The organism is Nocardia sp. NPDC088792 (assembly GCF_044750615.1).
In the GTDB taxonomy this organism is placed as follows: domain Bacteria; phylum Actinomycetota; class Actinomycetes; order Mycobacteriales; family Mycobacteriaceae; genus Nocardia.
In genome coordinates, this window is record NZ_JBIVKC010000001.1 from 620941 (window position 1) to 634182 (window position 13242).

Here is a 13242-nt window from a genome sequence, read left to right on the forward strand (position 1 = left end):
TCTTGTCCGACAAGCAGATCGACCTGGCCGTCCTCGATATGGCCGGCACCACCGTCGCGGATGACGGGCTCGTCGTCGCGGCCTTCGAGCAGGCGGCCACCGCGGCCGGGATCCCGCTCGAAGGACCCGAACGCGAAGCGGCCCGGCAGTACGTGATCGACACCATGGGCCAGTCCAAGATCGTCGTCTTCCGGGCCCTGCTCGGTGACGATGAGGACCGTGCCCAGGCCGCCAACCATGCCTTCGAGGCGGCTTACGCGCAGCTCGCCGACTCCGGCATCACCCCGATTCCCGGTGCCGCCGAGGCCATCTCCGCGCTGCGGGCCGCCGGTATCAAGGTGGCGCTGACCACCGGTTTCAGCCGGGAGACGCAGGACAAGCTGCTGAACGCGCTGGGCTGGAACGACATTGCCGACCTCACCCTGGCCCCTTCGGACGCCGGGCGTGGCCGCCCCTACCCGGACATGGTGCTCACCGCCCTGCTGCGGCTCGAGGTCGACGCCGTGGATCGAGTTGCGGTGCTCGGTGATACCGCAAGTGATATCGCCACCGGGCTGGCGGCGGGCGCGCGGATCGTCGCGGGCACGCTCACCGGGGCGCACGACGAAGAACAGCTGCGCGCCGCGGGCGCCACGCACGTCGTGCCGAGTGTCGCCGAATTCGCCCAGCTGCTGCTGGCCGAGCGCGGCTGATCCGCTCCAGCTTTCCGCCGGCCAGGCGGGATCTCCCCTGTCCCTTCGATCCCAGCTCCCACGAACTGAAAGTTGCAGTCACCGTGCGTAATACGAACAACCGCCTCGCACGCAGCATCGCTCGCACCGCGCTCGTCCTGACCTCGGCGGCCGCGGTCGCGTTCAGCCTCACCGCCTGTGGCGGCACGGGCACCGACTCCAGCGGCGGCAAGACCGTCACCGTTTACTCCGCGGACGGTCTCGGCGACTGGTACAAGCCGCTGTTCGCGAAGTTCAAGGACCAGACCGGTATTGCCGTCAACTATGTGGAGGCGGGCTCCGGCGAGGTCGTGAGCCGGGTCGAGAAGGAACAGTCCAACCCGCAGGCCGATATCGTCGTCACGCTGCCGCCGTTCATCCAGAAGGCCGACAAGTCGGGGCTGCTGCAGGCCAGCGGCGTCGATTTCAGTTCGGTCGCCGCCACCGACAAGGCCGCGGACGGCAATTGGGTCACCGTCGCGGGCAATTACCTGTGCTGGATCGCCAACCCGTCCGTGAATGTCAGCACCGCCAAGGTGACCTGGGACGACCTGCTGAAGCCCGATTACAAGGGCAAGCTGCAGTATTCGACTCCCGGCCAGGCCGGTGACGGCACCGCCGTGCTGGTGCTGCTGCAGCAGCTGTACGGCAAGCAGGGCGCGCTGGATTACCTGGGCAAGCTGCAGGCCAACAATGTCGGCCCGTCGGCCTCGACCGGCAAGCTGCAGCCGAAGGTGGACAAGGGTGAACTGCTCGTCGCCAATGGCGATGTGCAGATGAACCTCGCCTCGGTCAAGGACGGCTCCAAGTTCAACGTGTTCTTCCCGGCCGGCAATGACGGCAAGCAGTCGACCGTCGCGCTGCCGTACGCGATGGGCCTGGCCAAGGGTGCGCCGCACTCGGACGCCGGTAAGAAGCTGATGGACTTCATGCTGTCGGCCGATGCGCAGAAGACGCTGCCGGACGCCTTCGCGGTGCCGGCCCGCCAGGAGCTGGCCGATGCCCCCGCGACCGGTAACGGCCCGTCCCCGGCGCAGGTGATCAAGAACGTGACCGTGGTGCACCCCGACTGGAACAAGGTCGTCGACGACCTCGACACCGATGTCGCGGCGTACTCGAAGGCCACCGGCAGCTAATCCCACCGAGCCCAGGAGCAACCATGTCCTCCCCTGCGACGACCTCCACGGCGGCCGCGGCCACCGCCGCCGAACCCGCCATCGTGTTCGACCGGGTCGGTGTCACCTACGGTCGCGGCCGGAAAAGCACTGTCGCACTGGCCGATTTCAACCTGCGGGTCGCCGCGGGGGAGACGGTTGCACTGCTCGGGCCCAGTGGTTCCGGCAAGTCCACCGCGCTCAAGGCGCTGGCCGGATTCGTCCGGCCCACCTCGGGTGCGGTGCGGCTGGCCGGACGCGATGTCACCGACCTCTCCCCTGCCAAGCGTGGCATCGGGGTGGTGGTGCAGTCGTACGCGCTCTTCCCGCACATGCGGGTGCACAACAATGTCGCCTTCGGGCTCGAGGCGCATCGGGTGCCGCGCAATGAGATCGGGGCACGCGTCACCGAAGCGCTCGACATGGTCGGGATGAGCGCGTACGCCAAACGACTGCCGCGCGAACTGTCCGGCGGCCAGCAGCAGCGGGTCGCCATCGCGCGGGCGCTGGCCATCCGGCCCAAGGTGCTGCTGCTGGACGAACCGCTGGCGGCGCTGGACGCGCAGCTGCGGCAGAACATGCTCGGCGAACTCCAGCAGCTGCGAAAGGCCCTGCCGGACACGGCGATGCTGTATGTGACGCACGATCAGTCGGAGGCGCTGGCGCTGGCCGACCGGATCGCCGTCATGCGGGATGCGCGGCTGGTGGATATCGACACCGCGCAGAATCTGTGGCGGCAGCCGTCCACCGAATTCACCGCCTCCTTCCTCGGCGGCGCGAATCTGCTGCCCTGCACCGTGAATCACGTGACCGGCACCGCAGCGCTGGTCAGTGTCGGCGAGCACACGCTCCGCGCCGACGCGCCCCCGCCCAGCGTGGGTCGCCCGGACTGGGTGCCCAATGCCGATGCGGCGCTGGTGGTCCGGCCGCACACGGTGCGGATCGTGCCCCTCGCCGAGCGGGATGCGCTGCGCGGCACCGTGGTCACCAGCGTGTGGAAGGGCGCTTCGACCCGCCTGCACCTGGATATCGACGGCATCCCGGCCGAGGTCACCGCCGACGTGGCCGGGCACAGCCCGCTCGCCATCGGCGACAAGGTGGGTGTGCGGTTCGCGGATCCGGCGGGTGTCCTGGTGCCGCCCGCCATCGGAACCGCCTCTGCTGCAGACGGATCCGAGGTACGGGCATGAGCGCCACAACCCATACCGCCGCCGCGGTACCCGCTGCAACCCTCGTCGGCGCCAGCACAGCACGCGGTGACATCGCCGACGGCCACGGCGGCAACCTCGCTACCGCCCGCGGTGACATTGCGGACAGCCACGGCGGCAATCCCTGTTCCGCCCGCGGTAACCTTGCCATAGCCCACGCCCGCATCACCGCAGACCGGTTTCGGGGGCGAGCATGACCGCCTTACTCGAATCTTCCGCTGCCGCACCAGCTCCTGAGACTCGCGGCCCGCGCACGGTGTGGCGGCCGATCGTGTGGACACTGCCGCCGGTGCTGGTGGTGTTGTTCATCGCGGTGTATCCGATTGTGCGGGTGCTGCTGGAGTCCACCAAGACCGCCGACGGTCGCGGCGGAGCCACCTGGTCCAGGGTGCTGGCCGAGGAATCGTTCCGGAATGCGTTGTGGCGCACCGTATCCATTGCGGTGAGTTCGACCATCGGGTGTCTGGTGCTGGGCACTTTCCTGGCGATCGTGCTGGCGTTCGTGCCGTTTCCGGGGTCGCAGCTGGTGGGGCGGCTCATCGATTCGGTACTGACCTTGCCGTCGTTCCTGGTGACGCTGGCGTTCACCTTTCTGTACGGCACGGCCGGTGCGGTGAACGCGCTCATCATGAAGATCAGCGGGGACAAGACGCCCACCCTGAACTTCTTGTCCACGCCGTGGGGCGTAATCCTCGCGGAGACCACGTTTTTCACGCCGTTCGTGGTGCGGCCGCTGCTGGCGGCGTTCGCGCAACTGCCGCGGGAGCAGCTGGATGTGGCGTCGAGTCTGGGGGCTTCGCCGTGGCGGGTGCTGCGGCAGGTGGTCATGCCGGAGGCGTGGCCGGCGCTGGCGGCCGGTGGCAGTCTCACGCTGCTGTTGACGCTCAACGAGTTCGGCATCGTGTTGTTCACCGGCGCGAAGGGCGTGATCACGCTGCCGGCGCTGATCTATACGCGCGGCATCGTGACGTTCGATCTGCCGGGTGCGGCGGTGCTGGCCACGGTGCAGGTGCTGTTGTCGCTGACGCTGTACCTCGGCTATCGGCTGCTGTTCGGCCGCTTGACCAGTGCTCGAAAGGAGAGCTGAGCCATGCTGGTGTGGACCCGCCGCGGGCGGATCACCGTGCTGGCCGCGTTCGCCGCGGTCGTGACCATCGTGTTCGTGGCGCCCATTGCCACCGTGGTGGCGGCGGCACTGGCCGGGCGGTGGGACGGGCCGCTGCCGTCGCATCTCGGGTTCGCCAACTTCGACCGGGCGTTGTCCGGTGAGGAGTCGGCGAGTCTGTCCGTGAGTTTGCAGACCGCGCTGCTGGCCGGGCTTTTCGCGCTGGTGCTCGGCACCTGGGCGGCGCTGGCCGCGCGAGAGGCCCCACAGTGGTTACGGCGCATCACCGATGCGGTCTTCCACGTGCCGGTGGCGGTGCCGTCCGTGGCCATCGGCCTGGGCGTGCTCATCGCCTTCAATGAACGCCCGCTGCTGCTCGGCGGGACCAAATGGATTGTCATTCTTGCCCATACGGTGCTGGTGCTGGCCTACGCCTTCAGTGGCGTGTCCGCTGCCTTGGACCGACTCGACCCCGGCTATCGACAGGCCGCGGAATCACTGGGTGCCGGCCCGGTCCGTGTCCTGTTCCGGATCACTCTGCCGCTGCTGCTCCCTGCCCTGGGTGCGGCGGCGGGTCTGGCGATCGCCCTGTCCATGGGCGAACTCGGCGCGACCATCATGGTCTATCCGGCGACGTGGAAGACCCTCCCCGTCACCATCTTCGCCGAGACGGATCGCGGCGAGGTCTTCGACGCCGCGGCCAGTACCACGCTGCTGGTGCTGGTGACTCTCATCGCCCTGGTGGTCCTCGGCCGTCTCAAAGGCCGGGCAGCACTGCGCTGACGGCTGTCCGCACGGGGTTGGCCGCACGCGAGGGGTGCGGTCAGCCCCGTGCGGCGCATTTGACCCTCACGTAGCGTCAGCCCCGACGATCGGGACATGACCGAATACCTCAGCCCGGTGCCCTTTCCCGCGCTCGACGCGACCGCGCCCGATGTCTACCGCCAGTTCTACGGCATGCCGCAGTTCGTGACGATCCCGACCGCCGACCTCGCCGCTTCCCGCGACTTCTGGCTGGCGGGGCTCGGATTCATCGACCTCTTCACCATTCCCGGGCAGCTCACCCATCTGCGGCGGTGGGCATTCCAGGATGTGCTGCTGGTGCCCGGCGAGCCCGCGGCCGTGCCGGCTGCCATGGCGATCAGCTTCGCGAGCGTCCTGAATCAGCTCGACGAGGTGGCGGCGCGCTGCGAACGTCTCGTCCCCGGCTGCACCTCGGGCCCCGAGGAGAAGCCGTGGAATTCGGTGGAACTGACCATCGTCACGCCCGAGAACGCCCGTGTGGTCCTGACCGCGGCCCGGCCGCTGGATCCGGACAGCGCCGCCGCCGACCGGTTGCGCGCGGTGGGCTTCGAGGTGCCCCGCGCGTGAGTTCCGCGCTGCACGATACTGAGCCGATGACGCACTCCCCCGGCATCGGCGATCCCGCCCCGGCCGACGGCCTGACCGTCGGCCGGGCGGCGGCGCTGGTCGGCATCAGCGTCCGCACCCTGCATCATTGGGATCTCATCGGCCTGGTCCAGCCCAGCGACCGCACCCACGCCGGGTACCGCGTCTACTCCCCTGAGGACATCGCCCGTGTCCATCGTGTCCTCGTCTACAAGGAGCTCGGCTTCCCGCTCGCGGAGATCGCCCGCCTGCTCGACGATCCCGCCATCGATGCCCGCCGCCACCTGCGCACCCAGCGAGCCGAACTGGCGCAACGCATTTCGCATCTGGAGCAGATGGTGACCGCGGTCGACCGCATGCTGGAGGCCACCGCCACCGGCATCCGATTGACCGCCGAGCAGCAGGCCGAGATCTTCGGCGCCGACTGGCGGCCCGAATGGGTCGAGGAGGCCGAAACCCGTTGGGGCGGAACAGCCCAATGGGCACAGTACACCGACCGCGTCTCCGACCTCACCCCCGCCGACTGGCAGGCCGTCGCCACCGAAACCGAAACCCTCAACGCTGATCTCGCCACCGCCCTCCGCAACGGCGTGCCGCCCGGCTCGCCCGCCGCCGATACCCTGGCCGACCGGCACCGCGCCCTCATGTCCCGCTACTTCGACTGCACCCTCGCCATGCAGGTCTGCCTCGGCCGCAAGTTCACCGGCGAACCCGGCTACGCCGACTACTACAACTCCCTCGAACCCGGCCTCGCCGACTGGTTCCGCGCCATTATCGACGCGAATGCTCGAACTCACGGCATAGATCCCCAATCGGCAACCTGGGAGTAGTAGAAAGAGCGCATGGGAAGACAGGCGATCCTGGTGCTCTACATCGTCGCGATGGTGGCCCTCATCGTCGGCCTGGACATCGTGGTCTTCAGGCATCACTTCTGGGCGCGGCTATTGGTGAACGTCGGCATCGTCCTGGTGTTCGGCGGCTTCTACCTGCGGTTCCTGAAAGGCTCGTAGCCGCCCCGCCCTACCGCCGCTCGCGGTCCTTGAGCCGCTGCCGGTGCGCCGCCACCTTCGCGCGGTTCCCGCAGAGCGCCATGCTGCACCAGCGGCGCGCGTGTCCGCGGGTGTGATCGGCGAACATCAGCGTGCAGCGCAGGCCCTCGCAGGCCTTCACATACGTGAAGTCCTCTTCGCACGCCAGTTTCGCCATGGCTTCGGCGATCGGCAGCAGCAGCGATCGCGGTGACGACCACCGCCGATTCGAGCGCAACCGGAGCGCTCCACCGCCGGACACGATCTCCTCGAACCGATCGTCCTGGCGCAGCAGAACATTCAAACGATCCAGCTCTGCCGGATCCGCGCTGGTCAGCGGCCGCCCCTTCCGCGCCTGCACGAAACCTCTGAACCATTCACGCAACTCGCGCGCCTCGGCCGCGACAGCGTCGAGGGCGGCCGGCTCCGCGCTCGAGCGGAACGCATCCAGTGCAGCCTGCGGCACCATCGCGGCCTGTTCGAGCCAACGCAGTAAGCCCTCGCCATCGGCAATCCAGTCGACGGGTTCGTCCACCGGCGTCGCGATCGAGTTCAGGAAGTCGAGGCCCGACGCATCGGCCAGGAGCAACGCGGGTCCCTGATGGTGCCCCCCGGTCTGCGCTGGGTCCGGATCGATCATGACCGAACGGTAACCGCTGAAACTGCCGTTGACAAGTTACATCGATCGTTCGTAACCTTCTTGCATGCCGCAGAGCGGTTACATCAATATCGACTCCGAAAGCGTGATCATGACTGCTACGACCTACCGCCGTGCCGATGTCGACGGCTTCAAGGTTTTCTATCGCGAGGCAGGGCAGCCGGGGAGGCCGAAGCTGCTTCTGCTGCACGGGTTTCCGAGTGCAGGCCATATGTTCCGCGACCTGATTCCGAAGCTGGCGGACCGCTTTCACATCGTTGCGCCGGACCTGCCCGGATTCGGGCAGTCAGACTTGCCCGGCCGGGACGAATTCGGCTACACGTTCGACAATCTCGCAAGCGTCATCGACCGGTTCACCGAGGTGGTCGGGTTCGATCGGTACGCGGTCTACGTGTTCGACTACGGTGCGCCGACCGGATTCCGGCTCGCGCTCGCCCATCCGGAGCGGATCACGGGGATCATTTCGCAGAACGGCAACGCCTATGAAGAGGGGTTGAGCGACGGGTGGAATCCGATCCGCGCGTACTGGCAGGATCCGTCGGAGGCCAATCGCCTGGCGCTGCGGACGCTGCTCACCCTCGACAGCACTGTCTGGCAGTACACGCACGGCGTCCGCGATACGGATTCCGTGTCACCCGACGGCTATTCGCTCGACGTCTTCTACCTGCAACGACCGGGCGCGGACGAGATCCAGCTGGATCTGTTCGGCGACTATCAGAGCAATGTGGCGCTCTACCCGGCGTTCCAGGAGTACTTCCGGAAGCATCAGCCACCGTTCCTCGCCATCTGGGGGAAGCACGATCCGTACTTCCTGCCCGCCGGGGCCGAGGCCTTCCGGCGCGATCTGCCCAAGGCCGAAGTGCGGTTCCTCGATACCGGTCACTTCGCACTGGAAACACACGCCGGCGAGATCGCCGACGCAATCCGAAACTTCCTGGCGCTCTGAGCAATCAGCAGCCGAGAATCAGGTGACCTGCGCGTACGATTCGGGCGTGCAGAGTCGCGAGGTGAGCTGGACGCTCGGTGAGACCACCGTCTACGGGACGGTGGTGCGGCCGGAGAGTGCGGGGCCTTTCCCGGGGGTGGCGTTCGTGGCCGGGAGCGGACCCACCGATCGGGACTGGGATTCGCCGCTGTTGCCGGGGAACAATGGGAGTGCGAAGTTGCTGGCGGAGGCGCTGGCGCAGGCCGGGATCGCCTCGGTGCGATACGACAAGCGGGCATCGGGGCCGCATGTGCGGGAGACCATTCCGCTGTTGATCGGCAAGCTGAGCATGCAGAGTCACCTCGATGAGCTCGCGGGTGCGGTGCAGGTCCTGGCCGGTGAGGACTATGTGCGTGCGGATCGCATCTTCGGGCTGGGCAATAGTGAAGGCACGCTGCATGTCCTGAACTACGCGCTGAGCGATGACCGCCCGGCCTTCGCCGGGCTGGTGCTCACCGGTCCGCCGGGACGCAATGTCGGGGATGTGAGCCGGTCGCAGCTGGCCGCGCAGGCGGCGGCCGTGCCCGGCGGGACGGAGCTGCTCGGGCTGTACGACGCGTCGATCGCGCGGTTCCTGGCCGGTGAGCCGGTGGCGCCGGATCCCGCGCTGCCCGAGGGCGTGGTGAATCTGCTGCGGTCGCTGGAGAGTCCGGCCAATCTGCCGTTCGCCCGCGAGTTGTGGACGGCGGATGCGGCGGCGCCACTCGGGCGGGTGAGCGCGCCGGTGCTGGTCGTGATCGGTAAGAAGGATCTGCAGGTGGACTGGCAGGCCGACGGTGAGGTGCTGCAGCAGGCGGCGAAGGGCCGCGAGCATGTGTCGTTCCTGTTCCCGGAGAACGCGAATCACGTGCTGAAGTACGAGCCCCGGCCACGCGCGGAGCTGACTCAGGCCGAGGTCGTGGCCCGCTACAACGCCGCCGACGTCGAGCTGGATCCGGAGACCGTGGCCGCCATCGTGTCCTGGCTGGAGCGCAACTGACCGTCGGCTAGCTGCGCGAGGGCAGGTGTTCCGCGTAGAAGAGCATGAGCCCGATGGCGCCGGAAAGGGCTGCCAGCAGCCAGAATCGGATGACGATGGCGGTTTCGGCCCAGCCGGAGAATTCGAAATGGTGGTGAAACGGGGCCATCCGGAAGAGTCGCAGATGCGCGGTGCGGAAGACCGCCACCTGCAGGACGACCGAGGCCAGTTCGGCCACGAACAGCGCGCCGATGACCGCCATCAGCAGTTCGGTGCGGGTGGTGACGGACAGTCCCGCGAGTAGTCCGCCCATGGCGAGCGAGCCGGTCTCGCCCATGACGATCTTGGCGGGAGCCGCGTTCCACCAGAGGAATCCGATGCACGCGCCGGCCCCGGCCGCGCAGACCAGGGCCAGGTCGAGTGGGTCGCGCACGTCGTAGCAGCCGGGTACCGGCTTGATCGCGCAGGAGTGCGCGTACTGCCAGAACGTCACCAGCACATAGGCGCCCAGCGTCATGGCCATCGAACCGGCGGCCAGGCCGTCCAGTCCGTCGCTGATGGTCACCGCGCTGGACCAGGCCACCACCAGGAAGCACACCAGCACGACGAACGCCCCGACCCACAGGGACATGATCGGAATGTCACGCACGTACGAGAGCTTCCGGCTGCCCGGGGTGAAGCCGTTCCCGTCCGGAAAGTGCAGGACGAGCAGGGCGAACACGCCGGCTGCCACCACTTGACCGAAGAACTTCCCGCCGCCGGTGACCCCCGAGTTCCGGCCCTCGCGCAGTTTCACGAAGTCGTCCGCGAACCCCACCGCACCGCACGTCGTGCTCAAGCCGAGCACCAGCAGTCCGGAGGCGCTCAACCCCACACTGCCGCCGGGACTTCGGACGAGATGCGCCACCAGGTACCCCGCCCACATGCCCGCGATGACGGCCACTCCGCCCAGCGTGGGCGTCCCGCGTTCCGCCGCGTATCCCAGCGGCCCGGCGCCCCGGTTGTCCCGGGCCGGGGACCTCTCGCCGAATAGCTTGACCAGCAGTGGTGTCAGGATGATCGCCACCGCCACTCCCACGATCCCCGCCACCATGATCTGCCGCACGATCCCCCCAATGCTCACAGCGGTCACACACGCAACACACGTCACGTGATTTCGATGCTAACCAAACCCCCACGCCCACACCACGACTACGTGATCACGGCCGTCGGGAGGAGAAACCGGGGCGACAGCAGTCGGGCCGGCATCGAAACCGATGCCGGCCCAACTGTTTTCCCCGGGGAGGGATCAGCCCGGGGGCTCCAGGCCCGCGCTCGCCGCGAGCAGGGCGCGGGAATGGGAATCATCGGATTCCCGGATCAGGCCGGCGGCCAGCAGGTAGGCGGCCGCCATGCGCAGGGCCGAATCCTGTAGTCCGGTCAGGGCTTCGGTGAGTTGCCCGGCCTTGGATTCGAAGCCGTGTTGTAGCTGGCGGGCGGAGTCGAAGCCGCCGAAGCCGGTGAGTGCGTGGACGCGGTGGGAGGAGTCGATCTGTGCGTCCAGGGCATCGGCGAAGCGCAGGAAGTTCGCGGCACACTTGCGGGCGACCGGTTCGGCCAGCCGGAAGGTGCCGCCCAGCGCCTGCCGGTAGAGGTCGTTCGCCGTGATCTCCCCCGCGGACATGCCAAGGACTCCGTTCATTCGAAGTGCAGAAGTGGATAAGCGGATAAGTGAAACAGCAGTGAAACACTTTTGGATAAGCTAAATTTCACAAATGGGGCACCCCGGAAAAGAAAACCGAAGGGTTGTGTGGCGGGGCGTGCCGCGCCAGTCGACCACGCGGCACGCCGGGCGGGGGCCCCGTTGCGCCCGCCGTCTTTGAGGCGGGCAACGTCTCAGGGTTCGAGCGGGCTATTGGTCCGACAGCCGCACTCGATTGACGTCACCGCTGGCGACAAATGACTCTGTAGCAATGCATCAATTGTGTCAATGCATTTGGAATCATTGTTCTGGTAAACGGCGACGACCACCGGCCACGTCGATTACGAGATCAGTGTAGCCGTCAACCAGTTCGGCCAGATGGTACCAGTGTTTATGGGTGTTATCACTGGCCGCACCCTCGTGATCGATCACCTGATTGGCTTCCACCCAGCTCCGGGCCATACGATCCACTACGGCACCCAGACTTTCGGTGTGTAGCGCAGTCCCGTTGCGATGTTGCGGCAGTTCCTGCTCCACCCAATCATTGATATCGTCAACCAGTTCACCGCGGCGGCAATCGATCTCGGTGATCAGCATGGCATCCCGCACTTCGGCTCGCCGCTCGTGTAACTCCGCAAGGGCGTGCGCCGATCGCAACAGAACTCGATCTTGGAAACGGCGCCCCTGGAAGGCACAGAGCAATTGCGGAGCCGTCGGCAGCACGCCGGCTATGGACGTGGTCATCTGAACTCTCCCCATGCACCCGACAGCATCACTAATCGCACCAACATGATTGGTCTCCGGATTCAGCTATACCGGTCATCGGATCGGCTGTACACGAATAGGCTAGCTGGATCATGCTCTTACAAATGCAAGAACGCAATACTGCGTTCTAGGAAGTGCGCAAGGCGAAAGGGTTGTCATGGCAGGCAAGCGCACCGTGCTTACCGTCCGTTTGCGCAGGCTCGCGGCGATGCTCCACGAGATGCGCGAAACCGCGGGCCTCAGCAAAGAGGTGGTCAGCACGAAGACCGGCATCAACGTCACCACGCTGTACCGGATCGAGACGGCTCAGGCCAGGCCGCAGCGCCGCACCCTGACCGCCATGCTGGACCTCTACAACATCGGTGAGCCCCAGCGTTCAGATGCCTTGCAGTTGCTGGTGGATGCGCTCCGGCCCGGTATGGCCCGCTCCTTCGAGGATGCCGTCTCCGAGGTCTACGGCGCGTACATCAACTTCGAAGCCGAGGCGCTCTCGGCGCGGTTCTTCCAGTCCACCTACGTCCCGGGCCTCTTACAGACCGAGGTGTACGCGAACGCGGTGTACCAGACCACCATGCCCAAGGTCTCGGATCAGGTTATCGAGCAACGCATCCGGGCCCGCCAGGAACGCGCCAACGTCCTCACCAAGGACGACCCGCTCGAACTGTGGGTGGTCCTCGACGAGGCCGTCATCCGCCGCGTCATCGGCGGACCGGAGATCATGCGGGAACAGCTGCAGCGCTTGCTCGATCACACCGAGAAGCGGAATGTCATCCTGCAGATCCTGCCCTTCGACGCCGGCGCCCACCCCGGCATGCTCGGCTCCTTCACGCTGCTCGACTTCCCCGACCCGGCCGATCCGGAGCTCGTCTACGTCGAAGGCATCGCCAGTGACGAACTGATCGAAGGTCATCCGGAGGTCCGCCGCTACGGCGTCATGTTCGATCAGCTGCGCGCCATGGCGCTGAGCCCCCGCGACTCCATGAACATGATCTCCTCGGCCATGGAAGATCTCGACAGCTGACCGCAATACCCACCCTTGATGGGGAATTGATCACCCTCGGAGCAAAACCCGGCAGCACTGGGGTCGGTGTCCCACACCGCCTCGAACGGCGACAGTTGAAGACATCTTCAACACTCCCACGAAGCCGTTCCTCCGAGAGGATGATGTTCGATGTGCAAGCCGGTCGAATCGCCTGCAAACCGTGTCGTGGCGACCGCTGCCGACTGCGAGCTGACCGCCGCGGAGCTGGATCGCTGGAGCAATCGCCTGGCGCGCATGCTGTTGCAGCTCGGGGCCCGCCCCGGCACCCGGATCGTGATCGCGGATACACCTCGGCTCGAGTCCATCGTCTCCCGGCTGGCCATCACCAAGACCGGCGCCACCCCGGTACCCTTCGCCACTGAAACCAACTCCGCCCGCGCCGATTTCGGCATCACCACCAAGGCGGGTCTCGCCCGGCTCACGGATCCGAGCCGCTGGCTGGTGCTCGACGAGCGCTCCACTCTGCGGCAATACCTCACCGGTTCCGACGCGCCGCTCACCGACGCCGAACTGCACCGGGTGCGAAAGGCCTCCTGACCCGTCGAATCTCACCAGCTCG

17 protein-coding genes are annotated in these 13242 nt (G+C 66.9%); 13 read left to right on the forward strand and 4 right to left on the reverse strand.

The features are described from left to right. The first annotated feature begins 2 nt into the window (after nt 1–2). The 9 genes from ACIP5Y_RS03075 to ACIP5Y_RS03115 all read left to right on the forward strand — a co-directional run bounded on the left by ACIP5Y_RS03075 (nt 3) and on the right by ACIP5Y_RS03115 (nt 6576). On the forward strand, nt 3–692 hold the full coding sequence (locus ACIP5Y_RS03075; RefSeq protein ID WP_400347077.1) for a phosphonatase-like hydrolase: 690 nt from the start codon (nt 3–5) through the stop codon (nt 690–692). A gap of 83 nt (nt 693–775) precedes the next feature. Next, entirely contained in the window at nt 776–1846 is a 1071-nt protein-coding gene (locus ACIP5Y_RS03080) for a 2-aminoethylphosphonate ABC transporter substrate-binding protein (RefSeq protein ID WP_400347078.1), read from the forward strand. Between the two features lie 23 nt (nt 1847–1869). Continuing rightward, nucleotides 1870–3054, forward strand: coding sequence for an ABC transporter ATP-binding protein (locus ACIP5Y_RS03085; protein ID WP_400347080.1), 1185 nt, complete (start codon nt 1870–1872; stop codon nt 3052–3054). Continuing rightward, nucleotides 3051–3269 carry a hypothetical protein gene (locus ACIP5Y_RS03090; RefSeq protein ID WP_400347082.1) on the forward strand — a complete coding sequence of 73 codons (219 nt, stop codon included), beginning with the start codon at nt 3051–3053 and terminating at the stop codon, nt 3267–3269. Before ACIP5Y_RS03085 ends, ACIP5Y_RS03090 begins: the two co-directional genes overlap by 4 nt. Then, nucleotides 3266–4159 (forward strand): 2-aminoethylphosphonate ABC transporter permease subunit, encoded by an 894-nt coding sequence (locus ACIP5Y_RS03095; RefSeq protein ID WP_400347084.1) that lies wholly within the window; start codon nt 3266–3268, stop codon nt 4157–4159. Before ACIP5Y_RS03090 ends, ACIP5Y_RS03095 begins: the two co-directional genes overlap by 4 nt. A 3-nt stretch (nt 4160–4162) precedes the next feature. Then, entirely contained in the window at nt 4163–4960 is a 798-nt protein-coding gene (locus ACIP5Y_RS03100; RefSeq protein WP_400347086.1) for an ABC transporter permease, read from the forward strand. A 96-nt stretch (nt 4961–5056) separates the two neighbouring features. Continuing rightward, nucleotides 5057–5548 (forward strand): VOC family protein, encoded by a 492-nt coding sequence (locus tag ACIP5Y_RS03105; protein ID WP_400347088.1) that lies wholly within the window; start codon nt 5057–5059, stop codon nt 5546–5548. 26 nt (nt 5549–5574) lie between these two features. Next, entirely contained in the window at nt 5575–6396 is an 822-nt protein-coding gene (locus ACIP5Y_RS03110; RefSeq protein WP_400347090.1) for a MerR family transcriptional regulator, read from the forward strand. A 12-nt stretch (nt 6397–6408) separates the two neighbouring features. Beyond that, the gene (locus ACIP5Y_RS03115; RefSeq protein ID WP_400347091.1) at nt 6409–6576 is read left to right on the forward strand and encodes a hypothetical protein; all 168 of its coding nucleotides are present in this window, start codon (nt 6409–6411) and stop codon (nt 6574–6576) included. Between the two features lie 10 nt (nt 6577–6586). On the opposite strand, the gene ACIP5Y_RS03120 is transcribed toward ACIP5Y_RS03115, so the two are convergent. After that, nucleotides 6587–7234, reverse strand: coding sequence for a CGNR zinc finger domain-containing protein (locus ACIP5Y_RS03120; protein WP_400347093.1), 648 nt, complete (start codon nt 7232–7234; stop codon nt 6587–6589). A gap of 64 nt (nt 7235–7298) precedes the next feature. Here ACIP5Y_RS03120 and ACIP5Y_RS03125 point away from each other — a divergent pair, with 64 nt between their 5' ends. After that, complete coding sequence (locus ACIP5Y_RS03125) at nt 7299–8198, forward strand: alpha/beta fold hydrolase (protein ID WP_400347095.1); 900 nt, start codon at nt 7299–7301, stop codon at nt 8196–8198. Nucleotides 8199–8244: 46 nt separating this feature from the next. Continuing rightward, on the forward strand, nt 8245–9216 hold the full coding sequence (locus tag ACIP5Y_RS03130; protein ID WP_400347097.1) for an alpha/beta hydrolase family protein: 972 nt from the start codon (nt 8245–8247) through the stop codon (nt 9214–9216). A 7-nt stretch (nt 9217–9223) separates the two neighbouring features. Here the strand turns inward: ACIP5Y_RS03130 and mraY are convergent, their stop codons facing one another. From mraY to ACIP5Y_RS03145, 3 genes are all read right to left on the reverse strand, one after another. Further along, complete coding sequence (gene mraY / locus ACIP5Y_RS03135) at nt 9224–10300, reverse strand: phospho-N-acetylmuramoyl-pentapeptide-transferase (RefSeq protein ID WP_400349087.1); 1077 nt, start codon at nt 10298–10300, stop codon at nt 9224–9226. A gap of 183 nt (nt 10301–10483) precedes the next feature. Continuing rightward, nucleotides 10484–10858 carry a hypothetical protein gene (locus ACIP5Y_RS03140; protein ID WP_400347099.1) on the reverse strand — a complete coding sequence of 125 codons (375 nt, stop codon included), beginning with the start codon at nt 10856–10858 and terminating at the stop codon, nt 10484–10486. 318 nt (nt 10859–11176) lie between these two features. Further along, nucleotides 11177–11536: a DUF4254 domain-containing protein gene (locus tag ACIP5Y_RS03145; RefSeq protein WP_397003680.1), complete on the reverse strand. Its 360-nt coding sequence runs from the start codon at nt 11534–11536 to the stop codon at nt 11177–11179. A gap of 262 nt (nt 11537–11798) precedes the next feature. Between ACIP5Y_RS03145 and ACIP5Y_RS03150 the strand changes: the two genes are divergently transcribed. Beyond that, nucleotides 11799–12662: a helix-turn-helix domain-containing protein gene (locus tag ACIP5Y_RS03150; RefSeq protein ID WP_400347101.1), complete on the forward strand. Its 864-nt coding sequence runs from the start codon at nt 11799–11801 to the stop codon at nt 12660–12662. Between the two features lie 186 nt (nt 12663–12848). After that, nucleotides 12849–13220, forward strand: a complete 372-nt coding sequence (locus ACIP5Y_RS03155; RefSeq protein ID WP_400347102.1) for an AMP-binding protein — start codon at nt 12849–12851, stop codon at nt 13218–13220. Nucleotides 13221–13242: the final 22 nt, after the last annotated feature.